The following is a 24,449-nucleotide window of genomic DNA, read 5'->3' on the forward strand; positions in this document are numbered from 1 at the left end:
CCTCGAGCTGGCCGCGTGAACATCACCGAGTTCCTGGCCAACCTCCAGGCCCAGCACGACGAGACCACGTCCCGGACCGATGAACTACGCGGCCATATCGAGCACTTGACCGCCACCCTGGCCGAGACCGAAGCACGACTCGCGGACCTGGCCACCACCCGGAAGGTCATCACCGAACTCGCACCGGCCCAAGAAGACTCCGAACCGGCAGGGTCGACCACCGCCTACCAGGCCATCGTGAACGCCTGCAATCAGCACCCCGACCAGGCATTCAAAGCCCGTGAGCTGCACGAACTCCTCGGCATGCCCACCGACGAAGCCACCGTCAACATCACCCGCAGCCGCCTCGGACGTCTCGTCCGACAAGGCTTCCTCACCCAACCCGGACGAGGCCGCTACCAGAAACGGACTTAACGTCCACTCAGTGTCAGTCGGCGCCGGGCACCAATCCCTTCGGAGTCCTCGCCGACGTCGTCACTGGTTGCCTCGACGCGGCTTGGCAGTTCGCCTGATCGGCCGAACGCCCGCGATTCATGCGGCAAAGCCCCACAAGGGTCTCTACGGTGTGCCATCGGAAGGCGCGGGTGATGCACGATGGCTGCAGGACAACAGGGGGACGCCGGCATGACGCCCACCGTGGCTGTCACCGCCGCCCGAGCGGGGGACATCGCCGCCGCGCGCCTCAAGGAACGCATTTACGCGGCCCTTTCCCTGACCGCTGTCATCGTCGCCCTGGCGGAGACCAAGCACCCCGAACACATCGAATCCGCCCTGACCGTAGCCGTGACGGCACTAGGGATCTGGCTGGCCACCCTGGTTGCTGACGAACAGTCCCACCGGGCGCTGACCAGACGCAGCGCCACCCTTCAGGAGATCCGCACCACCCTGCATGTTTCGAGTCCGCTGCTGCTCACCGCCGTGGGCCCGCTGGTGCTTATCGGGATCTCCGCTCTCGGCGCCCTGGAGCTGGAAACCGCCCTGCTGATCAGCGCAGGCGTAGAGGTAGCCACCTTGTTCCTGTGGAGCTGGCGAACCGGCCTACGCATAGGCAACAAACCCTTGAGCGCCCTGCTCTCGGGCCTCGTCGACACCCTGATCGGCATTACCGTCGTCGCCGTGAAACTCCTCGCCGGCCATTGAGGCATCCGATCCATACCCAGCAGGGTGGGTGCCAACTCGAGGTCGTGGGCACGGATACGGTCTTCGCTCCATGCCCGCACCCCGGCATGAACATGGCGAACGGCTGCCCTGTGCGACGATCAGTACCACGAACGAGCGATCATGAACCGAGAGAGAAGGGACTTAACGCCCTCTGAGGCATGACCTGGACCTCGATGTTCCTCAGTACCGCCAGCTCCAGAAGGTGATCGACGAGCTCCGCGGAAGCCTGCGCACCCCGCTGGAGCACGTGTTCCTCGATGATGAAGCTGAACGCCGTGTTCGGGCGTTCCCGCAGGAGCCGCTGCCGTTCAGTCCGCGCGGCCAGCCTCGCCTCGATCTGGTCGTCCCCGAGCGGCGGCAGGCGTTCCGAGAACAACGATCGCGCGTAGGACTCCGTCTGCAACAGGCCCGGGATCAGCCGGCACTCGTACGTGTGGAGGTTGACCGCCTCCGTCTCCAGCTGCGCCCACTGCCGGAACCAACTCGCCAGCCCCGGCCGCCGCGACAGGTGTCGTGCCGCACCGCGCAGCGCGCCGAACGCGTCCAGCACCTCCTCCGCCCGGTCGACGAACGCCGCCGGCGGGAACCGGCGGCCCTGCTCGATCGAGGCGACGGTCGGGAGGGAGTACCGCACCCTCGGTGCGAACTCCTCCTGTGTCAGTCGCGTCCGTTTCCGGAACGCCTTGACGACCTCGCCGAAGGCCTTCAAGCTGTCGGAGCTCTCCGGCTCCGCGCCGCCCCCACCCGCCGGGGCCCCGCAGGCACGCCCGCCCGCCGTCGCCTCGCCCGTCCCACCCACCACCATGCCGGCCACCTCCGCGTACGTGTCGCAACGCGCCCATCGTCACGCTTCGTCACGCGTACCGTCCACTGTTCGTACCCGTACGCTGACTCAGCGTACGGGGCGAGAATCTGGAGAACCGGTATATGCCCAGGCCAGATTGGCCGCATGACGATCCCCACCACGCCCGCAGCCGCCGACGCCGTAGCCGCCGCCCGAAGCCCGCTCACCGTACGTGTGTTCACTCAGCGGTTCAGCTCCACGCCACGCGGCGCGCGCCTCGCCCGGCATCTCGCCGTCCATCAGCTGGACCGCTGGGGTCTGCCGCACGGCAGTGAACTCTCCGACGCGGCAGCCCTGATCGTCGCCGAGCTGACGGCCAACGCCGTGACGCACGGTCGCGTGCCCGGCCGGGACTTCGAACTCACACTGACCCGGGCGCCCGGCGCGGTCCTGCGGATCGAGGTGTCCGACACACGGGGCGAGCGACGGCCGCCCACCCCGGGCACCCTGGCCGCACCAGGACCGGCCGAGGACTCCGGGCGCGGTCTGCTGCTCGTCGAAGCGCTGGCCTCCCGGTGGTGTGTGTACGACCGCGTACCCGTGGGGAAGACGGTCCGGGCCGAACTCGACCTGCAAGGCCGGTAAGGCCTGTGAAAATCGGTGTTGTTGAACCGGGTGGTCTCCCTACACTCGGCTCGCGCGGTGCACACGGCATCGCAGCGCGTATCGACGAAAGAGGGGAGCTCGGCCATGCGTTGTTGCCATGCCGCCGTTGCTCCCCGGTCACGCTACGACGTGATCCTGGTGTCTTCGTCCTTCCGGTGCCGGCTGCGCGGCCGCCACCGGACGTCCGTGACGAACGCCTGAACCCTGCTCCGCCTGCTTGCTGCCTGACCGCCTGCCCGGTCGGCGACCGTCGCGTCGCCGCACCCGAACGCCCTGATGCGTCGACGGCCACGGCAGGGGCAGCGCAGGCGCACAACCGAACTGCTTCGTCCGGGAATTGCGCTGCCCTGCTCACCAACACCCGAAAGGCCATGGGCCGTGCGTACCGACCTCCGACACCGTTCCGCCAGTCAGCTGACCCGCGTCCGAAACCTGGGCATCCTCGCCCACGTCGACGCAGGCAAGACCACCGTCACCGAACGGATCCTGTATCTCACCGGCGCCACCCACAAACGCGGTGAGGTCCACGACGGGACGACCGTCACCGACTTCGACTCCCAGGAGCGCGATCGTGGCATCACCATCTTCGCCGCGGCGGTGAGTTGTGTCTGGGACGGCCACCGCATCAACCTGATCGACACACCCGGCCACGTCGATTTTTTCGACGAGGTGGAGCGGTCACTGCGGGTGCTCGACGGTGCGATCGCGGTGTTCGACGCCGTCGCGGGAGTCGAACCGCAGAGCGAGGCGGTCTGGCGGCAGGCCGACCGGCACGCGGTCCCCCGGATCGCGTTCGTCAACAAGCTGGACCGTGCCGGCGCGGACCTCGACTCGGCGGTCTCGTCGATCAGGGAACGCCTGCACACGGTTCCTCTGGTCGTTCAGCTGCCCATCGGGCAGGAGGACGAATTCACCGGAGTGGTGGATCTGCTGCGTATGCGCGCGCTGATCTGGCGGGCCGGCGGTGACACGAACAGGGCCGGCGGCGACACGTACGAGGAAGGTCCGGTGCCCGAAGCCCTGCGCGAGGAGGCGGAACGACGCCGTCGTCTGCTGGAGGAGACGGTCGCCGAACTGCACCCGATCGCGCTGGAGGAGTTCTGTGAGCGTTCGACACTCTCTCCGCAGACGCTGACCGGGGCGCTGCGCGACCTGACGCACAGCGGAGAGGGCGTCGTGGTGCTGTGCGGCTCCGCGTACCGCAACTGCGGTGTCGAGCCGCTGCTGGAAGCTGTGGTGGCCTACCTGCCGTCACCGCTGGACGTGCCGCCGGTACGCGGCACCCACGCCGGCGCGGAGCAGGAGCGGGAAGCCGACGAGGCCGCGGCGTTCGTGGGGCTGGTGTTCAAGGTGAACTCCACCAGCACCGGGCGGCTCACGTATGTGCGCGTGTACGCGGGAACGATCGAGAAAGGAGATGCCGTGCTGGACGTGGGCGCCCGCCGCCCGGAACGGATCGGCCGCATCCTGCGCGTCCAGGCCGACCGGCATGCGGAGATGGACCGGGCCGTGGCCGGGGACATCGTCGCCGTGGTCGGGCTGAAGGCCGCCCGTTCCGGTGCGACGCTGTGCGCGCCGGCCGCGCCGCTGCTGCTCGAACCGCCCACCGCGGCGGATCCGGTCGTCTCCGTGGCGGTGGAGGCCCGTCGGCGCCTCGACACCGACCGGCTGGCGTCGGCGCTGGCCCGACTGGTGGAGGAGGATCCGTCCCTCACGGTCCGCACCGATCCCGAGACCGGTCAGACGGTGCTGTCGGGCATGGGCGAGCTGCACCTCGAGGTCGCGGTGGAGAAGATCCGCCGAGCCCAGGGGCTGGACGTCGGCGTCGGCCGGCCGCAGGTGGCGTACCGCGAGACCGTTGTCCGCGGCGTGTCCGGGCTGGTCCACCGGCACGTCAAGCAGGACGGCGGCGCCGGTCAGTTCGCCCATGTCGTGCTCGATGTCGAACCACTGGAGACGGGCACGGAGGGCTTCGTGTTCCGGTCGACCGTCACCGGTGGGCGGGTGCCGCAGGAGTACGTCCGCGCCGTGGAGGCCGGGTGCCGGGACGCCCTCGCAGAGGGCCCCCTCGGCGGCCACCCGGTGACCGGGCTGCGAGTGACCCTGTGCGACGGGGCCACGCACTCCAAGGACTCGTCCGAGATGGCGTTCAAAACGGCGGGCCGGTTCGGGCTGCGGGAGGCACTGCGCTCGAGCGTGATGGCTCTGCTCGAACCGGTGGTCGAGGTCACGGTCACCGTGCCCGACGACGCCGTGGGCGCGGTGCTCGGCGACCTGGCGGCGCGGCGCGGCCGGGTGTCGAGCCAGGCGGCGCGGTCCGGCACGGCGGTGGTCACCGCGACGGTGCCGCTGGCCGAGTTGTTCGGCTACGCGTCCAGGCTGCGCAGCCGCACCCAGGGCCGTGGAACCTTCACGTCCCGCGCCGTCGGCCATGCGCCGGCACCGGCATCGGTGTCCGGCGGGACGCCGGTGCGGAACGGGACGCCGGCGTAGAACCAGGGACGGCCCCGCCTACGGGGGGCGGGGCCGTCCCGCGGGCGGCAGGCGCCTGCGACCGGGAGCCGATCAGCAGGTGGGCCCGCATGGGGGCCGGCGGAACAAGGTGGCGCCGACGGTGTCGCCGGTCCACAGGTAGGTGACGGTGACCCAGCCGTTGTCGTCGAGGCCGACGCCGTAGAAGGTGCCGTCGGCGAGATCGATGCCCGCCGGGTTGAGGACTTCGCGGCCGAATCCGTCGTGTCCGCCGTTGTAACCGTCCTCGTACGCGGCCTGCGCCTCCGGCATGCCTCGGGGGAGGTCCTTGAAGGTCTCCCGTACGGACGACGGGTTCCAGTGGTCGTCGTGGGTGTTCCACGGTCCGACGTCCCACACCGGTGCCGTCTCGCACCGCGCGGGGCCGCAGACCCGTACCGAATACTCGTCGCTGCCCTTGGGTGACAGACCGCGGCGGGAGGGCAGGGCGACGAAGTGGTCGTCCGGCCGGATCACATGTCCGTTGGCGGTGGTGTGGCCGACCAGGCCCTCGCGGGTCGCGAAGACGCGCGCCGTGTACGGTGCGGCGGCTGCCGTGCCGGGCCTGTCCGTCGACTCGGAGTACGCGGTGAGGCGCAGACCCCGCACGGTGGGGTTCGCGCCGCCCGGGCCGCCCTGGAGGAAAAGCCGTGCCTGTACGGAGGTGATCGTGCGCGGGAGTTCGGCCGGTGCGCCGGAACCGGCCTCCCGCCATTCGGTCCAAGGGCCGCTGCCGGTACGGCCGCGGACGTCGACGGCCACCCACGTTCCCATGGGCAGCTCGGCCTCGACGTCCGCCACGACGCGGTTGACGCCGTGGTCCAGGTGGCGCACTGCCAGTACGGCCGAGGCCTGGGCGCGTCCGGTGCCCGCTGAGGCGGGTCCGAGGCCGTTGTCGCGGATGCGCACGGTGCCGTCCGGGTGATGGATGACGTTGGAGTCGTCGGCGGTGTCGCCGCCGAGGTCCACGTCCCACCTCACGCTCCGCCGTTCGTCGGCGGGCGAACCGGCGGGCAGGAACGAACCTGCGGACGGTGGCGAATCGGGGGGCGCGGGCGAACCGGCGGGACCGGCGGACGCGCCTTCGGACCCCAGTGCCAGTGCGGTGCACGCCAGCAGCGACACCGCGCAGACAGGCAACCGCCGTCTTCCGCCCTCTCGGGTGCGGCTCGTGACGGTTTCTCGGATGCCGCGCATGGCTCGGCTCCCTTCGCCTGGGGGTGCGGTCGCGGTGGGCTCCCTCGCGAGCTTGATCAGGGGCAGGATGACTCGTTACGTTCCCGAGATCTCACAGGGCCTCCGGCTCGGCGTGTCCCGTCCGAACCGCCCCCTGCCGGACCGCTGACCGCCGCCGTCCGAGCCGCCCGGGAACGAGCACGTTCCCGGGCCGGTCACGGTCGGGGCCATGGTCAGGCCGCGTGGTCCGAGCGGCGCCCGCGGTGGCCGCGGATGATGTCCGCGTACCGGTGGCCGCTGCCCTTGATGGTCCGCCGCTGTGTCGTGTAGTCGACGTGGACAAGACCGAAGCGCTTGTCGTAGCCGTACGCCCACTCGAAGTTGTCCAGCAGCGACCAGGCGAAGTAGCCGGCCAGCGGGGCGCCCTTGCGGGCGGCGCGGGCACAGGCCGCCAGGTGTTTCTCCAGGTACCGCGCACGCTCCGGATCGTCGACGGTGCCGTCGGCACTCAGGACGTCCGGGTAGGCGGAACCGTTCTCCGTCACGTACAGCTTCCGTGCGCCGTACTCGTTCGTGAGGCGCAGCAGCAGCGCCTCGATTCCGTTCGCGTCGACCTCCCAGTCCATGCCGGTGCGCGGGACACCCGGTCGGCGCACCTGGCGTGCGTACGGCGCGGGACCGCTGGGGTCGTCGGCGACGACGGCCGGGAAGTAGTAGTTGAGGCCGAGCCAGTCGAGGGGCGCGGCGATGCTGTCCAGGTCTCCGGGGCGCTCCGGGAGCTCGACTCCGTAGACGTCGAGCATGTCGGCCGGGAAGCCGCGGCCGTGCACGGGATCGAGCCACCAGCGGTTGGTGTGGCCGTCCATGCGGCGGGCGGCGGCGATGTCCTCGGGACGTTCACCGGCCGGTTCGACGGTCGAGAGGTTGTTGACGATGCCGACCTGCGCGCCGGGCGCCGCCGCGCGGATCGCCTGGGCGGCCAGCCCGTGTCCGAGCAGCAGGTGGTAGGAGGCCCGTACGGCGGCGGTCAGGTCGGTGAGGCCGGGGGCCATTCTGCCCTCGAGGTGGCCGATCCACGCCGAGCACAGCGGTTCGTTGAGGGTGGCCCAGTGGTGGACGCGGTCGCCGAGCCGTTCGGCGAGTGCGGACGCGTAGGCCGCGAGGTGGTGGGCGGTGTCACGCTCCGGCCAGCCGCCGCGGTCCTGCAGGACCTGGGGCAGATCCCAGTGGTAGACCGTGAGGGACGGGGTAATGCCCGCCGCCAGCAGTTCGTCCACCAACTGGTCGTAGAAGTCGAGGCCCTTGCCGTTGACCGGGCCGTCGCCCTGCGGCATGACACGCGGCCAGGCGACGGAGAAGCGGTAGGCGTTCGTGCCCAGTTGCTTCATCAGTGCGATGTCCTCGTGCCGGCGGTGGTAGTGGTCGCAGGCGATGTCGCCGTGGTCGTCGTGGTCGATCTTGCCGGGGGTGTGCGAGAACGTGTCCCAGATCGACGGCGACCGGCCGTCCTCGGCGACGGCGCCTTCGATCTGGTACGCCGATGTGGCGGTGCCCCAGGCGAAGTTGTGCGGGAGCGCGGCAAGGTCGATGGGCTTGGTCACGGACGTCCTTTCGGGCGGGGGGAGGGGTCACTGGCGGGGGACAAGGTCACTTGACGGCACCGGCGGTGAGGCCGGTCACGAGGTAGCGCTGGAGCAGCAGGAAGCCGGCGACCACGGGAATGCTGACGACGAGCGACGCCGCCATGACCTGGTTCCAGTACACGTCGTTCTGCGTCGAGTAGCCCTGCAGGCCGACGGCGAGGGTCCTGGTGGTGTCGTTCGTCATGACGGAGGCGAAGAGGACCTCACCCCAGGCGGTCATGAACGCGTAGACGGCGACGGCGACAATGCCCGGGATCGCGGCCGGCACCACCACGCGGAAGAGGGCCTTCAGCGGTCCGCATCCGTCGACCAGCGCCGCCTCGTCCAGTTCGCGGGGCACCGAGTCGAAGTAGCCGATGAGCATCCAGATGGAGAACGGGAGCGAGAAGGTCAGGTACGTGAGGATCAGACCGCCGCGCGAGCCGAACAGGGCGACCCCCGTCGTGTTCCCGATGTTGACGAAGATGAGGAACAGCGGCAGCAGGAAGAGAATGCCGGGGAACATCTGGGTCGACAGCACGGAGACGGTGAACAGGCGCTTGCCGCGGAACCGGTAGCGGCTGACGGCGTAGGCGGCGAAGACCGCGATGACGACGGAGCAGACGGTCGCGGCGCCGGCCACGACGACTGAGTTCACGAAGTACTTCGCCAGCGGAATGGTCTCCCAGATGTCGAAGTAGGGGCGGACGGTCAGCCCGCTCGGCATCCAGCGGAACTCGCCGGACACGTCCTCCAGTGGCTTCAGGGAACTGGAGACCATGACGTAGACGGGCAGCAGCACGAAGCCCGTCAGCAGGGTCAGAAAGACACGCCGCGACCAGACGAAGGAACGCGGAGCCGCCATGGGGGACCTGGGCGTTGTGGTCCTAGGCATCGGAAACCTTCCTCCCGCGGGAGGTGAGCCGGAGATAGGCGCCGGTCACCAGCAGCAGGAAGACCAGCAGCAGTGCCGACATGGCGGCTCCGGTGCCGAAGTTCCAGGTGGCGAACGACGACTGGTAGATGTGGATGGAGATGAGGTTCGCCGCCTCCGGCGCCGACTTGCCGAACAGCACGAACGGCGTGTTGAAGTCGTTGAACGTCCACAGGAACAGGACGAGGACCAGCACCTGGTTGACCGGCCGCAGCGACGGCAGGGTGATGTGCCGGATCTGCTGCCACACACCGGCGCCGTCGAGCGCCCCGGCCTCGTACAGCTCCTTCGGGATGTTCTGCAGGCCCGCCATCACGATGAGGAAGGCGAACGGCCAGCCCTTCCAGACGGAGACGGTGAGCAGTGCCACAAAGCTGTTGTCGCCGATGAGCCAGAAGGACGGGGTGTCGGTGAGGCCGAGCTGATCGTGGAGCACACGGTTGATCAGGCCGTTGTCGCGCTGGAACATGAACGCCCAGGTGATGACGGCGGCGTAGACGGGCAGCGCGTACGGCACGAGGAACAGGGCCCGCAGGACGCCGCGCCCCTTGAAGGTCTCCTGCATGTAGACGGCCGCGGCCGTTCCGACAAGCCAGCACAGGCCGACGGAGGCCACGGTGAACAGGCACGTCGTCACGAACGAGCGGAGCAGTGCCGCACCGACCGGGGTGTCGAAGTCGATCGCGATCTTGTAGTTCTCCAGCGCGACCCACGGGGCCGTGCTCCAGTCGCGGAGGTAGAACTGGGTGAGCTCCTTGAAGCTCATGACGATGCCGATCACGATCGGCAGCGCGTGGACGAGGATTTCCAGGAGCAGCGCGGGGAGCAGCAGCAGGTACGGCAGCGCGGTGCGGCGGATCCGCCCGGGGCGGCGTGGGACCCGCGCCGCCCCGGGGGTGTCCTTGCGCACGCACGGCCCCCCGACGTCCCGGACAGCGGTCGTGTTCAAAGGGGTGTCGCTCACTGCTTGGGCATCTGCTGCTGGGCCTTGACCAGTTCGGCCTTCACCGACTCCGTGGTCACGGAGTTCCCCGCGGCGGCTGCGGCGAAGAGGTTCTTGACCGCGGTGCCGACGACCGTCTCGAACTGCGACTCGTTGGGGACCTGGGGGAGTGCGGTGGCGCTCGTGGCGAGCGTGTCGCGCAGCACCTTCAGCTCCGGACGGTCGAACGCCGGGTCGCCCTGGGCGGCCTTGACCGGCGGGATCGATCCGTAGGTCCCGCAGAGGATCTTCTGCTCCTCGTCGCTGGTCATGAACTTCACGAACTCCAGCGCGCCGTCGATGTTCTTGGTGTTCTTGAAGACGGCCATGTTGATTCCGGCGACCATGGAGTTGACGTTCTTGTCCAGTCCGGGAGTGCCGGACTGCACGGGGACGGGGGCGACGCCCCACTCGTCGTCGTTCATGCCCTGGGACTTGAAGGTGGATGCGGCGGCCTGCCACAGCACCATCGCGGTCTTGTCCTTGGCGAAGTCGCTCAGTGACTGGTTCTGCGCGTACTCGGCGTTGCCCGGGGCGATGATCTTGTCCTTCGCCATGAAGTCCACGTACTGCTTGACGGCGGCCACGGCGCCGTCCGAGGTGAAGTCGGGCTTGCCCTCGGCGTCGAAGAAGTCGGCGCCGTGCTGCTGCCCGAGGACGAACACCTGGTGGATGTTGTTGGACAGGTTCGAACCCTCCGCGCCCAAGGCCCACTTGCCGTCCTTGGACAGCTTCTTGCCCGTGGCGACCATTTCGTCCCAGGTGGCCGGCGGCTTCTCTATGCCGGCGTCCGCGAACATCTTCTTGTTGTAGTAGAGGGCGTACGACATCGAGTACAGGGGCACGGCGGCCGGGTCGGTGCCGGACGCTCCCGTCGAGCCGAGCGCCGCCTCCACGAAGCGGTCCTTCCCGCCGATCTTCGAGAAGTTCTTCTCGTCCCACGGCAGCAGCGCACCGGTGGACTGCAAAGACGCGGACCAGGTGTTGCCGATGTTGAGAACGTCCGGGCCCTGACCCGACGTGGTGGCGGTGAGGATCCTGTTGAGCAGATCGGACCAGGGCACGACCTCCAGCTTGACCTTGATACCGGTCCGCTCCTCGAACTTCTTCAGCTCGGGTCCGAGGATCTTCTTGTCGGCCTCGATGTTCGGCCCCTGGTTGGACGCCCAGTACGTGAGGGTCTTCGGCGACTCGTTGGAACCACCGTCCGTCGAGGTGCCGCCGCCGCACGCGGTTGCGGTGGCGAGCAGGGAGACGGCGACTGCACCACTGGCTACTGCTCGGATTCTGCGCATGGCTCCAGGTGTCCCTTTCCTTCAGGAGCGGGGTTGCCGGAGGCAGGGGCCGACGGACTGCGGCTTCAACTCCTGAACACCCTCACGGCTTAATTTAGGACGTGAGTTAAGCTCGGGCGGGCGACAGCGTCAAGAGGTGAGCGGGGACCGTCTGCCGGGACACCGCAGGTCGGAAGGGCGAAGGATGGCTGGACGGACCGGGCGGACGGTCAATGACCTGCGACGGAGCAATCGCGCCGCGGTACTGCAACGGTTGTATTTCGACGGGCCGTTGAGCCGCCACGCACTGGGCCCGGCGACAGGACTCAGCTCCGGCACCATCAGCAACGTCGTCGGCGAACTCGCCACCGACGGGCTGGTCGAGGAGGCGGGCAGCGTCGAATCCGACGGCGGACGCCCCCGCACCCTGCTGCGCGTCCTACCGGCCAGCGGCCACCTCATCGGTGTGGACGTCGGAGAGACCCGCGTCAGGGTGGAGCTCTTCGACCTGACGCTCACCGAACTCGCCCGCGATGAGCGGGCCTTGACCGGCAGCCGGTACGACGTCGAGGCGATCGTGGAACACATCCGCCACGGCATCCGCGAGGTGCTCCACCGCGCGGGCCGCACCGCCGAGCGGCTCATCGGTGTCGGCGTCGGCGTCCCCGGGATCGTGGCCCGCACGCCGGAGCGCGGAGCGATCGTCCACGGCCAGACGATCGGCTGGAACGCCGTCCCGCTGGAGTCGCTGCTGCGTGCCACCCGCGAACTCCCCGACACGGTCCCGTACTTCATCGAGAACGGCGCGAGAACACTCGGGCAGGCGGAGATGTGGTTCGGAGCCGGTCGCGGCGCCCAGAGCGTGGCCGTGATCCTCTTCGGCTCCGGGGTCGGCGCCTGCCACGTCACCGATGTCGCGGAGCAGGGCCGGGCCCTCGAATGGGGGCATCTGACGGTCAAGGTGCGGGGCCGCAGGTGCCGCTGCGGTGCGCTCGGCTGCCTGGAGGCGTACGCGGGGGCAAAGGCACTGCTGGACCGGTGGCGGGAAGCCGGCGGACGGTGCGGGGCGGGGGCCGGTGAGGAGACCGCCCTCACGGCATTGCTCGCCGCCGCCTATCCGGCCGACGGGGAAGGGGGCGACCCGGTGGCGCGCGAGGTGGTGCGCGAGACCGCCGAATACCTGGGCGCCGGGCTCTCCGGTCTCATCAATCTCTTCCAGCCGGAACGGATTCTCATCGGTGGATGGGCCGGACTGCAGCTCGGCCCCCGCTTCCTCGCCGCCGTGCGGGAGTATGCCGCGGCTTACTCCCTGAGCCACCCGGCGGCCCGAGTGAGCATAGACCTGGGAGAACTCGGTCCGGACGCGGTGACGGTGGGTGCAGCGACTCTGCCGCTCGCCGACTTCTTCGCCGGGGGCGGCAGGCGCCCCGCGCCGACGCCCGGGGCGGCCGCCCCGGCGTGGCGCACGGCGCTGGAGGGCCGGGTCCCGAACTGAGCGGATTGCGTGTTCTCCCCGGCCATGCGTGTGCGGCCGCACAGCCCGGGGTCAAAGAAGCGTGCAGCGTCTTTCGCCACGGTCCTGGGGCTCGGGGCGGGCCGGGGCCGTAGCGAAAGACGGGCTCGGGGCGGGCCGGGGCCGTAGCGAAAGACGGGCCCGGGGCGGGCCGGGAACCGGCTGTCGCCGCGGCCCGAGCGGGCTTCCGGGCAAGGCTCCGCGGCGGCGCCTCGCTGCCGTCCGCTGCCCCGGTCACCGCTGGTCCGGGCAGCCGGTGAGTGGGACGCTGTGGGGGAAGGTGTCTGCCCGACGAGAGCGGGAGGGCCCGATGGGACGTGACGTCCCGGCGCTCGTTTTCACCCGTGACGATCGCCGCCGGTACCGGGACAAGATGCAGACGTGCCTCGACACGTTCGCGACGATGCTGAGCGAGGCGCGCTTCGAGTCGGAGCGGCCCCAGGTGGGTCTCGAGATCGAACTGAACCTGGTGGATGCCGCCGGGGAGCCGGCGATGAAGAACACCGACGTGCTCGAGGCCATCGCGGACCCCGCCTGGGACAGCGAGCTGGGCCGGTTCAACCTGGAGATCAACATCCCGCCGCGGACACTGACCGCAGGCGGCCCCGACGCCTGGGAGCAGGAGATCCGGGACGCCCTGAACCACGCCGAGCAGCGGGCCTCCGAGGTCGGGGCCCATCTGACCATGATCGGCATTCTGCCGACCCTGCGGCAGCGGGACGTGGGCGAGGCGGCGCTCTCGGAGAACCCGCGCTATCGGCTGCTCAACGAGCAGGTCTTCGCGGCCCGGGGCGAGGACCTGCGGATCGCCGTCGACGGGGTGGAGAGGCTGCGCACCTACGCCGACACGATCACCCCCGAGGCCGCCTGCACCAGTACGCAGTTCCACCTGCAGGTCTCGCCGGGCGAGTTCCCCGCCTACTGGAACGCCGCGCAGGCGATCGCCGGGGTCCAGGTCGCGCTGGCGGCGAATTCGCCGTTCCTCTTCGGCAAGGAACTGTGGCGCGAGACCCGGATCCCCCTGTTCGAGCAGGCGACCGACACCCGCCCCGAGGAGATCAAGGTGCAGGGGGTCCGGCCGCGGGTGTGGTTCGGCGAGCGGTGGATCACCAGCGTTTTTGATCTCTTCGAGGAGAACGTGCGCTACTTCCCCGCCCTGCTGCCCCTGTGTGACGACGAGGACCCGCGGGAGAAGCTCGACGGCGGGGACACCCCGGAGCTGCCCGAGCTGACCCTGCACAACGGCACCATCTACCGGTGGAACCGCCCCGTCTATGCCGTCGCCCACGGCAGGCCGCACCTGCGCGTCGAGAACCGGGTCCTCCCCGCCGGCCCGACCGTCGCCGACACCCTCGCGAACGGCGCCTTCTACTACGGGATGACACGCGCACTGGTCGACGAGGAGCGGCCGATCTGGTCCCGGATGTCGTTCCAGGCCGCTGAGGACAATCTGCACGCCGCGGCGCGGCACGGCATCGACGCGGACCTGTACTGGCCGGGCATGGGCGAGGTGCCGGTGGTCGAGCTCGTACTGCGGCGTCTGCTGCCCATGGCCCATCGCGGTCTCGAGCTCTCCGGCATGGACGCGGCGTGGCGGGAGCCGCTGCTGGGGATCATCGAGCAGCGCTGTGTCACCGGCCGAAACGGCGCGGTGTGGCAGGCGGAGATGTACCACCACATCGACGCCACGAGCCGCGTCGACCACCATGAGGCGCTTCGGCTGATGACGCGGCAGTACATCGACTACATGCATCTGAACGCGCCGGCGCACACCTGGCCCGTTGACTGAGTGTTCCTCGCTCGTTCCGTAGGGGGCCGGGCGACCTGCCCGGCGATGCTCACCTATGTCCGGTATAGGGGTCTTTTCTCCGCATTAAGTTTGTAAGTCGAATTGCCGCGTATTCCTGTTGGTTGGGGTTCCTTGGGGGTTATGGGGCAACCCTGGAGGTTGCCCCGATCCCCCGTGATGTCGGTCACCTGGTCCGCTCTGTGTGGATACCGCCGCGCGGGCCATTTCCCTTCTCTGGGGCGGAGTTTGAGCCTTTTGACGCGACACTGACAATGCGGATTTCCCGTCAGGGGGAGACGTCCGCTTTGTGATGTGGAATTCGGGACTTGTTCCGCCGGGATCCTCTCGCTTAACGTCACCGTCAATCCGGATGGACCGCCGAATCCTGCCGCCGTCCGGTAAACCGCACCCACTCACGTACGGCAGGAGCGGGGGAACCAGGTAAGCCGCCGATCCGGAATCCCGGAACGGCTCGGGGTGAAGTCGCCATCAGCTGCGACCGGGCATCTCCAGCCCGAACCCGACAGCTCACCTCGCAGGCGACGGAGAGGAATTCGCCATGCCCACAAAGGGTAAGCACCGTCGTCCCAAGTCCCGTTCACTCACCCGCGGGTTCGTGGCAGCGGGCACGGGTGGTGCCGCACTCGCCCTCCCGCTCATGGGCGCCACCACTGCTCAGGCAGCGCTGCCCGTGGCCGCGGAGAAGGCCGTCGCGCCGGCCACCGTGGCCGCCGCCGCGCAGGTCGCCGCACAGAAGTCCAAGGCCGTCACGTACTCCGTGGTCGCGGGTGACTCCCTTTCCAAGATTGCCACCAAGTATTCTCTGAGTGGCGGCTGGAAGGAGCTCTTCAACGACAACCGGAGAGCCATCGGCCACGATCCGGCACTGATTCGCCCCGGTCTCGAGCTCACGATCGGTGCAAAGTCCCCGGCCAAGGAAAAGGCCGCGCCCAAGAAGGCCGACCGGGCCGCCGCGACCGACCGCGCGGACCGCTCGGAGCGGAAGGCGGCCCCCGCGGCCAAGCCCGCCACCTACGCGAACAACCTCGACGGCTGGATCAAGGAATCGCTGGCCATCATGGGTCAGCGCGGAATTCCGGGAACCTACGAGGGAATTCACCGCAACATCATGCGCGAGTCCTCCGGCAACCCGCTGGCCATCAACAACTGGGACATCAACGCCGTCAACGGCACGCCCTCGAAGGGCCTGCTTCAGGTCATCCAGCCGACCTTCGACGCCTACCACGTCCCCGGCACGGCCAACGACCTGTACGACCCGGTCGCCAACATCACGGCCGCGTGCAACTACGCCGCCGACCGGTACGGCTCGATCGACAACGTGAACGGCCCCTACTGACGGGACCGTTGCGACGGCCGACAGGCCGCAACACTTCACCGGGCCGGAGCCCGGGGCGTCCGGCGGCGCCCCCGGTCTCCGGCCCCGTGTTGTGCCGGTCTTCAGCCCCGCGCGGCCACATGGAACGAGGACAGCCACAACACAACGGCCGCTCCTGCCCCCACCACAACGCGCACGGTCTCGTCCGTGTACCCGGCCAGGGCGACGGCGGTGCCGACGACCGCGACAACCGTCAGCAGAACAGCCGTCCAGGTGTACTGCCACTGGTCGAAGAGACGCGCCAGCGGAAAGAAGTGCAGACCCACCACGAGACAGATCCCCGGCGGGATCAGCTCGGCGTGGCCCGTGGCGTTCGAAGCGGCGATCACCGCGAAGATCGCGACGACCTCGAGGGCGTTCACGAGGCCGACCCCGCGGTTCCACTTCCCCGGCAGCCGCACCATGCGGCGTGCGGTCCCCGCGGCGCCCCGGAACGCAGCAACAACGGCCGCGACGGTCAGCGCCGCCCCCACAATGCCGACTACGACGGCAGCAGTCGTCGATGCGAGCCCGGAACCGGCCGCGAAGGCCCACACCAGGGCGAAAACCGCGAGAACCACGGCGCCCCGGCGGCGCAACTGCTGAGTGAGTGTCAGGCGCTCCGTGTCGGTGGTCATGGCCGGAGGCTACAGCGATCCTCCGGTCCCAGAACGGTAGTTGGGCAACCAGCCGCGACCACGGGATGAGTACGAGGTCCGGACGTTCTGAGTACCCGCCCGGATCCGCCCGCACCCCCCTCACCGGTCGAATCGGAGCATGCTCCCTGAAGCCCTCCGCCACCCGCGCGTCCGCAACGCCACCACAGCCGGCACGGCCCTTGCCGTGACCCTGCTCCCGCTCGCGGTCGGCGTCCTGCTGGCGAAGGCCGCGGCCACGGACCCGATGACACCGGTGAATGCGATGATCACCAGCGGCGGCCATCGCGCCCGCGTCACCCGGGCCCAGTGGCGCGGCTGCGGCAGGAGCGCCCTCCGCCACTGCCGCACGGCCCGCACCGCGGTCCGCGCCCGGTCGGGCCGCCACACTCCCGCGGCGTGAGGCTCCACGCGTGCCGATATGAGCCGGATATGGACCTGTTTCCGTGTTGCTCGTGGGAAGACGGCCATGACAGCATTCCGTGGTCCTTTCGGCATGGCCACCGTCGGTGCGTAGGGCGTGGCGTTCGCGCAGTGCATCTCTGCGAACCCCCGGGTGCCCGCCTCGCCCGCCTGCTGGGCGCGCATCAGCTCGCCCAGTGGAGCCACGCACGCGGTGCCGGGCACGACGCGGTCACGCTCGTCGTCGGCCGAACTCACTGCGGACGCCGAGCTCCACGGCTGCGTACGGGGTCAGGACTGTGCCCTGCACCTCGCCTGCGACAACCACCGCGGCGTGACCCGGATCGAGGTGCCCGACACCCAGCCTGCGCGGCCGGCCCGTACCACCCCCTGTCCCCGACATGGCAAGGAGTTGTGGGCCGAGTGCGCCCTGCCTATCAATGGAGCCGGCTTCGTGGCCGGGGTGGTGGTTGACTCCCTGCCCGGAATCAGTCGATCGCGACGCGACGGTGGAACACCGTCGCCGGTGGGTGAGGAGACGCGGAGGTCGATCGGCCGACCGCATTGGTCTCGTACAGGTTCGTCGTCCATACTGCCCGCCGTGGAGCAGCAGATAGATCCGAAGACGAAGATCGAAATCGGCGTGGGGACGGACCCGGCGTACATCCCGGGACTCACGGCGCCCGCGCCTGCCGTCAAGGGTGGGGAGGAGGGGGAGAAGAGGGCCGAGGAGACCGTGCCCAAGGACGAGGCCGAGGGCGAGACCGTTCCCGTGGCCGAGGGCGACGAAACCGGGGCGGCGGCCGACGAGGCGGACGCACCCGCCGAGGAGCCGGACGCCGAGGCCGCCGATGACGACGACGCCGACGGGCCAGTCTTCGAGGCCCGCGACCGCCGCGGTTCGATCACCGCCGACCGCACCGGCATCCGCTTCACCCTGGACGACCAGGAGGCGGACTTCCACTGGGACGAGATCGGCGCCGTCGAGGTGAGGCCGGCCCGCTTCGGGCGCCGGTTCACGGTCACCGTCCACGTGGCGGCCAACCGCTGGTTCAACGCCGACGTCGAAGCGCCCGCCAGGAGCCGTCTGAGCGAGTGGACGGCGGAGCTCGACGCGGTCCTCGACGCCTACTTCGAAGAGTCCTGACGGCCTGCGGACCACGTCTGGGCGGGGGGAAACAAGCTCGCCCAGGCGTGGTTTGCGCCATTTTGGGTGTTCTGCCGCTTAGTTTCGGTTTATGACAAAGCGACAAACGACCGTCCTCGGCTGCACGGCTCTGCTCGTCGTGTCCGGCCTCGGCGCCTCCGCCCCCGCCCATGCCTCCGTCACACACCAGGTGCAGCCCGGCCAGTCGATCCAGGCTGCCGTGAACGCCGCACAGCCCGGCGACACGATCAACATCGCCGCCGGCACCTACAAGGAAAGCGTCCGCATCACCAAGCCCCGCCTGACCCTCCAGGGAGCGGGCGCGCGGACGGTGATCAAGCCGGCGGCCAAGCCCGCGAAGACCGACTCCTGTGCCGCGGCCGGCAACGGGATCTGCGCCCTCGGTACCAAGGCGCAGCCGCTCGAAGAGGTCCGGATCCGCTCGCTGCGGCTCAGCGGGTTCGCCAAGAACGGCATCTGGGCCGCTTGGACCGACCGGCTGACGGTGCGCCACGTCACCTCCGAGAACAACGGGACCTGGGGCATCGCGCAGGAGCGGTCCATCCGTTCGGAGCTGCGGCAGAACGTCGTCCGCAGCAACGGCGACGCAGGCATCTTCGTGGCGAACACCGTCAATGAGGAGGCCGGTGCCACCGACACCAAGGGAACGGTCGTCAGCGGCAACCGCATGATCGACAACCGCATCGGCGCGACCATCCGCCGCGTGCGGAACCTGACGCTCCAGGGCAACGAGATCACCCAGAACTGCGCCGGCGTATTTCTCGTCGGCGACGAGACGGTGCCCCGAGCGGGCGCGCTGACGGTCCGTTTCAACCACATCTACAAGAACAACAAGCACTGCGACGCCACCGCCCGGCTGCCCGAGATCCAGGGCACGGGCATCGTCCTCACCGGCATCGAGGACACCCTGGTCGAAGCGAACCTGATCCGTGACAACGTGGGATCGGCACCCATGTCCGGCGGCATCGTGCTGTTCAAGAGCATCGTGGGCACCGCCGGCACCGACAACGTCATCAGGCACAACCTGGTGACGGGCAACGGCAAGGCGGACCTGGCCAACAGGGACACCAAGGGCACCGGAAACACCTTCGCCGGGAACGTGTGCCGGGCCTCCGAGCCCGCCGGCCTGTGCTGACCGATCGGATGGAGCCCACAGGCCCGGCCCACTCACGAAAGACTGAGACCGCATGACCACTGCAAGCGCAACACCTCAGACCGCCATGCGGCTGAGGGAGCTCGTCTTCGGTGCCGCCTGTGCCGCGGCCGTACGCGCGGCGGCACGGCTGGGTGTCGCGGACGCCCTCGGCGACGCACCGGCGACCGCGGAGGAGCTCGCGGCACAACTGAAGGCCAACCCGAGGGCGTTGCGGCGAATGCTGCGCGCGCTGACCTGCTACGGGATCTTCGCCGAGGAGGACGGCAGGTTCGTCCACACCGACATGTCCCGGATGCTGCGCGAGGACGACCCGCACAGTCTCAAGTACATCGCCCTGTGGTGCACCGAGCCGTGGACCTGGGACGCCTGGCCGCTCCTCGACGACGCGGTCCGGACCGGCCGCAGCGTCTTCGGCGGCCTGTACGGCAAGGAGTTCTTCGACTACCTGCACGAGGACGCCCACGAGTCGGCCCAAGTCTTCAATCGGGCCATGACCACCTCCAGCATGCAGTCGGCGCGGGACGTCGCCGAACTGCTCGACCTAGAGGGGGTCAAGACCGTCGCGGACATCGGCGGCGGTCAGGGGCATGTGCTGGCGAGCCTGCTGGAGAAGCACCCCGGGGCCACCGGGACGCTGCTCGACCTGCCCCGCGTCGTCGCCGCAGCCGATCCCCGGCTGCTCGAGGGCGGCTCCCTCGCCGACCGGGTCAGCATCGTCCCGGGCGACTGCCGGCAGACCATGCCGGTCGACGCGGACCTGTACATCATCAAGAACATCCTGGAGTGGGACGACGAGAGCACCCGCCGCACCCTGGGCAACGTCGTCGCGGCGGCCCGCCCGGGAGCCCGGGTGGCCGTCATCGAGAACATCGTCGACGACACGCCGTCGATGAAGTTCACCACCTCGATGGACCTGATGCTGCTGCTCAACGTCGGTGGCGCCAAGCACACCCAGGAGAGCATGACCAGCCGGATGACGGACGCCGGCCTGGTCATCGGCGACATCCGTCCCGTCAACGCCTATCTGCACGTCTTCGAGAGCGTGGTCCCGGGCTGAGCCGCCCGTGGCCGTGCGCGCAAGCCGTCGGCCCCGCGGTTGATCCGCGGGGCCGACGGCTTGTGCGGTGCCGGACCTCAGGTCCGGTCGTCGCGCTGCCAGGTGTAGAACTGCTGCGCCATGGCGTCCTTCGGGCTGCGCCAGGTCTGCGGATCGTACGCGGAGACGAAGGCGGACAGCCGTTCGCTGACGTCCCGGAACTCCGGGTGCTCCGTCACCTTGGCGATCGCGGGACCGGGAGGCTGGTCCGACTCGATCAGGTGGAGGTAGACGTCGCCGAACTGGAAGAGGCTGCGCCGGCGGACCCCGACGAGGTGCGGCAGCTCACCTCTGTCGGAGGTCGCGAACACCTCGGCGATGTCCGGGGCGGAGCCCGGTGCCATCCGGGCGACGATCAGGGCTTGATGCATCGGGTGGTGTCCCTTCGGATGCCGTGGGCAGGGTGTGTCAGACCGCGGTCACCGGGGCGGCGGAGTCCTTCGACGTGCCGCCGAGCCGGGCGCGCTGCTCGATCTTGTTCCGGATGAGGTCCATCTGGATCGGGGAGTTGCGGTTGATGTTGCCGGTCATCCACTCGTCGTCGACGGGGGCGTCCGGCTTCATCGCGAAGTCCTGCGTCCAGCGCATCCGCACACCGCGGGGTGTCTGCTCGTACTCCCAGCGGATGTTCATGTACTGGAAGGGACCCGTCTCGACGCGGCGGGCGGTGACCGTGAGCGCCGCACGGTCGGCGACGCGTTCGGAGACCCAGCTCCAGACGCGGCCGTTCTCGTCGGGGTACATGGTCAGCCGGAACACCGTCCGGTTGCCCTCGCGCTCCATCACCTCCACGGACGCGTACTCGCTGAACAGCTGCGGCCAGTGGTCGAGGTCGTTGGTCACCTCCCACACGAGGTCGAGGGGCGCGTCGATGACGACTTCGTTCTCGGTGTGTCCGGGCATGTCAGGCTCCTGCCATCAGTGAGTTGTTGACGAGGTCGAGGAACTCGCGCGGGGTCTTGCAACGGTCCGCGTCGGGCGGCAGCGGCCGGGCGTACCGGTTCTCCAGCTCGCCCACGATGCCCAGCAGCCCCAGCGAGTCGAGGCCGTAGACCTCGAACGGCGTGTCCGGCCGCTGGCCCATCTCGTTCGGGTCGACGGCGATGCCGGCGCCCTTCTTCATCAGGGCGGCCAGTTCGTCGACGGTCAGTTGTGCTGTCATGGCGACGTTCTCCTTCTCACGAGGCGGTGTCGTCGGCGCCGCGCCTCAGCACGAGCGCCGCGTTCGAACCCATCAGTCCTCGGCTCAGCACCAGCGCCGTACGCAGCTCGGCGGGCCGAGCCGTGCCGGTCACCACGGCCAGGTCGTGGCAGACGTCGAAGACATGAGGGGTGGGCGGGACCACGCCGTGCTCCAGGGCGAGCACCGCGGCGGCCGTGTCGAGCACCGGCGCTCCGCAGTACGCCCGGCCGGTCCCGGTCTTGGGCGCGGTCACCGGTACGCGCGTGCCGTGCGGCCCGAGGGCGTCGGCGATGGCCAGGGCCTCTGCCCGGTCGGCCTCCGGCAGGCCGAGCGCGTCCGCGAAGACCACGTCGATCTCCTCGGGTGCGCAGTCCGCGGCCTCCAGAGCGCCGCTGATGGCCCGTGCCAGCCCCTCGCGGGACTGCTCCCATCGGGAGGCCCCGGTGAAGGTCGCCGCGTGGCCGGCGATGGTCGCGCGGATCTGCGCTCCTCTCCGGCGGGCCGCCGACTCGTCCTCGACGACGAACATGCCGCCGCCCTCACCGGGGACGAAGCCGCACGCGTTGGCGGTGAACGGCCGGTAGGCGCGGTCAGGGTCGTCGCATGTGCTCAGCTCGCGGTAGCCCAGCTGGCACACGATCGAGTACGGGGCCAGCGGTGCCTCGGCCGCGCCGACGACGACGGTGTCGGTGCCCCGCCTGATGGCCCCGGCGGCGTGCGCGAGGGCGTCCAGCCCGCCGGCCTCGTCGCTGGCGACGACGCCACAGGGGCCCTTGAAGCCGCCGCGGATGGAGACCTGCCCGGTGCTCGCCGCGTAGAACCAGGCGATGGACTGGTAGGGGCCGACGTAGGTCGAGCCCTTCCCCCACAGCCGCTGCAGCTCGCGCTGGCCGAATTCACCGCCGCCGGAGCCGGCGGCGGTGACCACGCCCACGGCGTACGGGTTCTCGCCGGTCGCGCCACTGGTCATGCGCGCGTCGGCCAGCGCCATGTCGGCCGCCGCCATCGCGAAGTGGGAGAACCTGTCGGTCTGGACGAGGAAGCGCTGCTCGACCATCGTCTCCGGGTCGAAGCCGCGCACCTCACCGGCGATGCGCAGGGGCAGGTGGTCGCAGCCCTCGCGGGTGACTCGGTCGAGGACGCTGATGCCCTCGACGGTGGACTTCCAGAACGTCTCCGCGCCCACGCCGTTGGGGGCGACGACACCGATGCCGGTGACGACGGGGCGCCGAGTCTGCCGTGAACCGGGGCTCATCGTGTCCTCCCGCCTGGTCGGGTGAGGACGACCGCGGACTGGAAGCCGCCGAAGCCGCTTCCGACGGACAGCACACTGCGCAGCCTCAGGGGGCGTGCGGTGCGTGGCACATAGTCCAGGTCGCACTCGGGGTCGGGGGTCTCGTAGTTGGCCGTCGGCGGAACCACCTGCTCGGCCAGGGCCAGTACGCAGGCGACGAGCTCGATGGCGCCGATGGCACCGAGCGAGTGGCCCACCATGGACTTGATGGAGCTCATCGGCACCTTGTAGGCGTGCTCCTTGAGCGACCGCTTCACTGCGGCCGTCTCGTGCCGGTCGTTCTGCTGGGTGCCGGAGCCGTGCGCGTTGACGTAGTCGATGTCCGTCGGATCGACCTGCGCGTGGCCCATGGCGTCGTCGATCGCGCGGGCCATCTCCATGCCCTCACGGGTCAGGCCGGTCATGTGGTGGGCGTTGCCGAAGGTGGCGTACCCGCCTATCTCGCAGTACACGTGCGCGCCACGGGCACGCGCGTGCTCGAGCTCCTCGAGTATGAGCACGGCACCGCCCTCGCCCATGACGAACCCGTCCCGGTTGGCGTCGAAGGGGCGCGACGCGTGGGCCGGATCGTCGTTGTTGGGGGAGGTCGCCTTGATCGCGTCGAAGCAGGCCACCGTGATCGGGGATATCGGCGAGTCCGACGCACCGGCGATGCAGATGTCGGCCCTGCCCTCCTCGATCGCGTGGAAGGCGTAGCCGATCGCGTCGAGACCGGAGGTGCAGCCCGTGGAAACGGTTTGCACGGGCCCTTGGACGCCGGCGAGTTCGGCCACCTCGGAGGCGAGAGCGCTGGGAGAGAAGGCGCGGTGGAGATGGGGCGCCGCCTCGCTGTGATCGACGTCCCAGCGCCGTCCCGTACTGCTGACCTTCACATAGTCGCGCTCCAGCCGGGTGGTGCCGCCCACCGCGGTGCCCATGGACACCGCGGTCCTCCAGGGGTCCATCGCACCCGCGTCGAGGCCGGCGTCCGCCATGGCCTCACGCGCGGCCACGAGGGCGAACTGCACGTACCTGTCGGCGCGTTGGGCGTCCGCCGCACCGAGGCCGTGGGCCGCGGGATCGAAGTCGACCTCGGCGGCTATGCGCGAGCGGAAACCTGTCGGGTCGAACAACGTGATGCCGCGGGTCGCGGTCCGTCCGCTCGCCAGCAGGTCCCAGAATGCGCGGGTGCCCACACCTCCGGGTGCGACGATGCCGACGCCGGTCACCGCCACCCGCCGGGTCACGACACCGACTCCGTTCGTTCCGGCGGGCGGTGTGCTGCGGCGCCTTCCGCCATGGGAGTCTCCTCCGTGTCGACGTGGCCGAGTTCGGGCCGCGGGGCGAGGGGTCCGAGGTGGAAGACCATGCGGGCCTCGGTGCTGCCGACGTTGCGGAAGCGGTGCCGCACGTAGGGCGGGATGAGCAGACCCTGGTCCGGCCGGATGGCGAACGGCTCGCCGTCCAGGTCGACTTCGAGCTCGCCGGCGACGACGTACACGAACTCCTCGGAGTACGGGTGGTAGTGCTCGCCGATGCGGTCACCGGGTTCGACGATGGCCAGGCCCATGAATCCGCTCGTGGCACCCACGGCGGTGGGGGTGAGCAAGGCGCGCAGATCGCCTCCGCGCCTGCGGTTGGGCTGGGTCTCGCTCAGGTCGACGATGCGATGGGGTGTGGTCATGACTGGTTCCTCCACAGGACCTTGCGGCGTGCGGACTTCGGGGT

General features: G+C 69.6%; 23 protein-coding genes, 1 pseudogene and 1 riboswitch. Of the genes and pseudogenes, 11 read left to right on the forward strand and 13 right to left on the reverse strand.

All coding sequences use genetic code 11. The features are described from left to right. Together ACIQ7Q_RS25600 and ACIQ7Q_RS25605 are read left to right on the forward strand one after the other, a co-directional pair. A partial coding sequence (locus ACIQ7Q_RS25600; RefSeq protein WP_403866545.1) for a hypothetical protein occupies window positions 1-414 on the forward strand: 414 nt, incomplete at its 5' end. Between the two features lie 210 nt (window positions 415-624). Beyond that, the gene (locus tag ACIQ7Q_RS25605) at window positions 625-1,140 is read left to right on the forward strand and encodes a hypothetical protein (RefSeq protein ID WP_403866548.1); all 516 of its coding nucleotides are present in this window, start codon (window positions 625-627) and stop codon (window positions 1,138-1,140) included. Between the two features lie 175 nt (window positions 1,141-1,315). On the opposite strand, the pseudogene ACIQ7Q_RS25610 reads toward ACIQ7Q_RS25605, so the two are convergent. Next, window positions 1,316-1,966, reverse strand: a pseudogene (locus ACIQ7Q_RS25610) (Scr1 family TA system antitoxin-like transcriptional regulator); the annotation flags it as partial. A 144-nt stretch (window positions 1,967-2,110) separates the two neighbouring features. Here ACIQ7Q_RS25610 and ACIQ7Q_RS25615 point away from each other — a divergent pair. Continuing rightward, window positions 2,111-2,590 carry an ATP-binding protein gene (locus ACIQ7Q_RS25615; RefSeq protein WP_403866551.1) on the forward strand — a complete coding sequence of 160 codons (480 nt, stop codon included), beginning with the start codon at window positions 2,111-2,113 and terminating at the stop codon, window positions 2,588-2,590. Window positions 2,591-2,989: 399 nt separating this feature from the next. Beyond that, window positions 2,990-5,104, forward strand: coding sequence for an elongation factor G (gene fusA / locus ACIQ7Q_RS25620; protein ID WP_403866554.1), 2,115 nt, complete (start codon window positions 2,990-2,992; stop codon window positions 5,102-5,104). Between the two features lie 72 nt (window positions 5,105-5,176). Here the strand turns inward: fusA and ACIQ7Q_RS25625 are convergent, their stop codons facing one another. The 5 genes from ACIQ7Q_RS25625 to ACIQ7Q_RS25645 form a co-directional block, all read right to left on the reverse strand. After that, window positions 5,177-6,103 (reverse strand): hypothetical protein, encoded by a 927-nt coding sequence (locus tag ACIQ7Q_RS25625; protein ID WP_403866557.1) that lies wholly within the window; start codon window positions 6,101-6,103, stop codon window positions 5,177-5,179. A gap of 428 nt (window positions 6,104-6,531) precedes the next feature. Further along, window positions 6,532-7,899, reverse strand: coding sequence for a GH1 family beta-glucosidase (locus tag ACIQ7Q_RS25630; protein ID WP_403866559.1), 1,368 nt, complete (start codon window positions 7,897-7,899; stop codon window positions 6,532-6,534). A 46-nt stretch (window positions 7,900-7,945) separates the two neighbouring features. Then, a complete protein-coding gene (locus ACIQ7Q_RS25635) occupies window positions 7,946-8,785 on the reverse strand; it encodes a carbohydrate ABC transporter permease (RefSeq protein ID WP_403867137.1) in 840 nt (279 codons plus the stop codon). Between the two features lie 22 nt (window positions 8,786-8,807). Continuing rightward, the gene (locus ACIQ7Q_RS25640) at window positions 8,808-9,803 is read right to left on the reverse strand and encodes a carbohydrate ABC transporter permease (protein ID WP_403867139.1); all 996 of its coding nucleotides are present in this window, start codon (window positions 9,801-9,803) and stop codon (window positions 8,808-8,810) included. Window positions 9,804-9,814: 11 nt separating this feature from the next. Then, window positions 9,815-11,131: an ABC transporter substrate-binding protein gene (locus ACIQ7Q_RS25645; protein WP_403866562.1), complete on the reverse strand. Its 1,317-nt coding sequence runs from the start codon at window positions 11,129-11,131 to the stop codon at window positions 9,815-9,817. 184 nt (window positions 11,132-11,315) lie between these two features. On the opposite strand from ACIQ7Q_RS25645, the gene ACIQ7Q_RS25650 reads away from it, so the two are divergent. The 3 genes from ACIQ7Q_RS25650 (at window position 11,316) to ACIQ7Q_RS25660 (ending at window position 15,769) form a co-directional block, all read left to right on the forward strand. Then, window positions 11,316-12,605 carry an ROK family protein gene (locus tag ACIQ7Q_RS25650; RefSeq protein WP_403866565.1) on the forward strand — a complete coding sequence of 430 codons (1,290 nt, stop codon included), beginning with the start codon at window positions 11,316-11,318 and terminating at the stop codon, window positions 12,603-12,605. A gap of 328 nt (window positions 12,606-12,933) precedes the next feature. Beyond that, the gene (locus ACIQ7Q_RS25655; RefSeq protein WP_403866568.1) at window positions 12,934-14,412 is read left to right on the forward strand and encodes a glutamate--cysteine ligase; all 1,479 of its coding nucleotides are present in this window, start codon (window positions 12,934-12,936) and stop codon (window positions 14,410-14,412) included. A gap of 396 nt (window positions 14,413-14,808) precedes the next feature. Then, window positions 14,809-14,967, forward strand: a riboswitch (cyclic di-AMP (ydaO/yuaA leader). 4 nt (window positions 14,968-14,971) lie between these two features. Then, the gene (locus ACIQ7Q_RS25660) at window positions 14,972-15,769 is read left to right on the forward strand and encodes a transglycosylase SLT domain-containing protein (RefSeq protein WP_403866570.1); all 798 of its coding nucleotides are present in this window, start codon (window positions 14,972-14,974) and stop codon (window positions 15,767-15,769) included. Window positions 15,770-15,870: 101 nt separating this feature from the next. Here the strand turns inward: ACIQ7Q_RS25660 and ACIQ7Q_RS25665 are convergent, their stop codons facing one another. Then, window positions 15,871-16,425, reverse strand: coding sequence for a hypothetical protein (locus ACIQ7Q_RS25665; protein WP_403866573.1), 555 nt, complete (start codon window positions 16,423-16,425; stop codon window positions 15,871-15,873). A 139-nt stretch (window positions 16,426-16,564) separates the two neighbouring features. Between ACIQ7Q_RS25665 and ACIQ7Q_RS25670 the strand changes: the two genes are divergently transcribed. The 4 genes from ACIQ7Q_RS25670 to ACIQ7Q_RS25685 all read left to right on the forward strand — a co-directional run bounded on the left by ACIQ7Q_RS25670 (window position 16,565) and on the right by ACIQ7Q_RS25685 (window position 20,226). Further along, the gene (locus tag ACIQ7Q_RS25670; protein WP_403866576.1) at window positions 16,565-16,846 is read left to right on the forward strand and encodes a hypothetical protein; all 282 of its coding nucleotides are present in this window, start codon (window positions 16,565-16,567) and stop codon (window positions 16,844-16,846) included. A 600-nt stretch (window positions 16,847-17,446) separates the two neighbouring features. Next, window positions 17,447-17,992, forward strand: coding sequence for a hypothetical protein (locus ACIQ7Q_RS25675; protein ID WP_403866579.1), 546 nt, complete (start codon window positions 17,447-17,449; stop codon window positions 17,990-17,992). A 91-nt stretch (window positions 17,993-18,083) separates the two neighbouring features. After that, complete coding sequence (locus tag ACIQ7Q_RS25680) at window positions 18,084-19,148, forward strand: nitrous oxide reductase family maturation protein NosD (protein WP_403866582.1); 1,065 nt, start codon at window positions 18,084-18,086, stop codon at window positions 19,146-19,148. Between the two features lie 52 nt (window positions 19,149-19,200). Next, on the forward strand, window positions 19,201-20,226 hold the full coding sequence (locus ACIQ7Q_RS25685; RefSeq protein WP_403866585.1) for a methyltransferase: 1,026 nt from the start codon (window positions 19,201-19,203) through the stop codon (window positions 20,224-20,226). Between the two features lie 77 nt (window positions 20,227-20,303). Here ACIQ7Q_RS25685 and ACIQ7Q_RS25690 read toward each other — a convergent pair whose 3' ends face one another. From ACIQ7Q_RS25690 to ACIQ7Q_RS25715, 6 genes are read right to left on the reverse strand one after another with little or no spacing between them, the layout of a single operon-like run. Further along, on the reverse strand, window positions 20,304-20,636 hold the full coding sequence (locus ACIQ7Q_RS25690; RefSeq protein ID WP_403866588.1) for a TcmI family type II polyketide cyclase: 333 nt from the start codon (window positions 20,634-20,636) through the stop codon (window positions 20,304-20,306). 37 nt (window positions 20,637-20,673) lie between these two features. Then, window positions 20,674-21,168: an SRPBCC family protein gene (locus tag ACIQ7Q_RS25695; protein WP_403866591.1), complete on the reverse strand. Its 495-nt coding sequence runs from the start codon at window positions 21,166-21,168 to the stop codon at window positions 20,674-20,676. A 1-nt stretch (window position 21,169) separates the two neighbouring features. Beyond that, window positions 21,170-21,427: an acyl carrier protein gene (locus tag ACIQ7Q_RS25700; protein WP_356638108.1), complete on the reverse strand. Its 258-nt coding sequence runs from the start codon at window positions 21,425-21,427 to the stop codon at window positions 21,170-21,172. Window positions 21,428-21,443: 16 nt separating this feature from the next. Next, window positions 21,444-22,703, reverse strand: a complete 1,260-nt coding sequence (locus ACIQ7Q_RS25705) for a ketosynthase chain-length factor (RefSeq protein WP_403866594.1) — start codon at window positions 22,701-22,703, stop codon at window positions 21,444-21,446. Next, window positions 22,700-23,968: a beta-ketoacyl-[acyl-carrier-protein] synthase family protein gene (locus ACIQ7Q_RS25710; protein ID WP_403866597.1), complete on the reverse strand. Its 1,269-nt coding sequence runs from the start codon at window positions 23,966-23,968 to the stop codon at window positions 22,700-22,702. Before ACIQ7Q_RS25710 ends, ACIQ7Q_RS25705 begins: the two co-directional genes overlap by 4 nt. Then, on the reverse strand, window positions 23,965-24,405 hold the full coding sequence (locus ACIQ7Q_RS25715; RefSeq protein WP_403866600.1) for a cupin domain-containing protein: 441 nt from the start codon (window positions 24,403-24,405) through the stop codon (window positions 23,965-23,967). Before ACIQ7Q_RS25715 ends, ACIQ7Q_RS25710 begins: the two co-directional genes overlap by 4 nt. Window positions 24,406-24,449 lie beyond the last annotated feature (44 nt).

Origin of the sequence: Streptomyces sp. NPDC096176, from assembly GCF_044763255.1 — a bacterium.
Classification (GTDB): domain Bacteria; phylum Actinomycetota; class Actinomycetes; order Streptomycetales; family Streptomycetaceae; genus Streptomyces.

Coding starts and splice junctions, on each gene's coding strand:
- ACIQ7Q_RS25615 (WP_403866551.1), top strand. CDS start 2,111: ATGACGATCCCCACCACGCCCGCAGCCGCCGACGCCGTAGCCGCCGCC.
- ACIQ7Q_RS25700 (WP_356638108.1), bottom strand. CDS start 21,427: ATGACAGCACAACTGACCGTCGACGAACTGGCCGCCCTGATGAAGAAG.
- ACIQ7Q_RS25650 (WP_403866565.1), top strand. CDS start 11,316: ATGGCTGGACGGACCGGGCGGACGGTCAATGACCTGCGACGGAGCAAT.
- ACIQ7Q_RS25645 (WP_403866562.1), bottom strand. CDS start 11,131: ATGCGCAGAATCCGAGCAGTAGCCAGTGGTGCAGTCGCCGTCTCCCTG.
- ACIQ7Q_RS25635 (WP_403867137.1), bottom strand. CDS start 8,785: ATGGCGGCTCCGCGTTCCTTCGTCTGGTCGCGGCGTGTCTTTCTGACC.
- ACIQ7Q_RS25660 (WP_403866570.1), top strand. CDS start 14,972: ATGCCCACAAAGGGTAAGCACCGTCGTCCCAAGTCCCGTTCACTCACC.
- ACIQ7Q_RS25680 (WP_403866582.1), top strand. CDS start 18,084: ATGACAAAGCGACAAACGACCGTCCTCGGCTGCACGGCTCTGCTCGTC.
- ACIQ7Q_RS25690 (WP_403866588.1), bottom strand. CDS start 20,636: ATGCATCAAGCCCTGATCGTCGCCCGGATGGCACCGGGCTCCGCCCCG.
- ACIQ7Q_RS25605 (WP_403866548.1), top strand. CDS start 625: ATGACGCCCACCGTGGCTGTCACCGCCGCCCGAGCGGGGGACATCGCC.
- ACIQ7Q_RS25665 (WP_403866573.1), bottom strand. CDS start 16,425: ATGACCACCGACACGGAGCGCCTGACACTCACTCAGCAGTTGCGCCGC.
- ACIQ7Q_RS25705 (WP_403866594.1), bottom strand. CDS start 22,703: ATGAGCCCCGGTTCACGGCAGACTCGGCGCCCCGTCGTCACCGGCATC.
- ACIQ7Q_RS25715 (WP_403866600.1), bottom strand. CDS start 24,405: ATGACCACACCCCATCGCATCGTCGACCTGAGCGAGACCCAGCCCAAC.
- ACIQ7Q_RS25655 (WP_403866568.1), top strand. CDS start 12,934: ATGGGACGTGACGTCCCGGCGCTCGTTTTCACCCGTGACGATCGCCGC.
- ACIQ7Q_RS25670 (WP_403866576.1), top strand. CDS start 16,565: ATGCTCCCTGAAGCCCTCCGCCACCCGCGCGTCCGCAACGCCACCACA.
- ACIQ7Q_RS25685 (WP_403866585.1), top strand. CDS start 19,201: ATGACCACTGCAAGCGCAACACCTCAGACCGCCATGCGGCTGAGGGAG.
- ACIQ7Q_RS25695 (WP_403866591.1), bottom strand. CDS start 21,168: ATGCCCGGACACACCGAGAACGAAGTCGTCATCGACGCGCCCCTCGAC.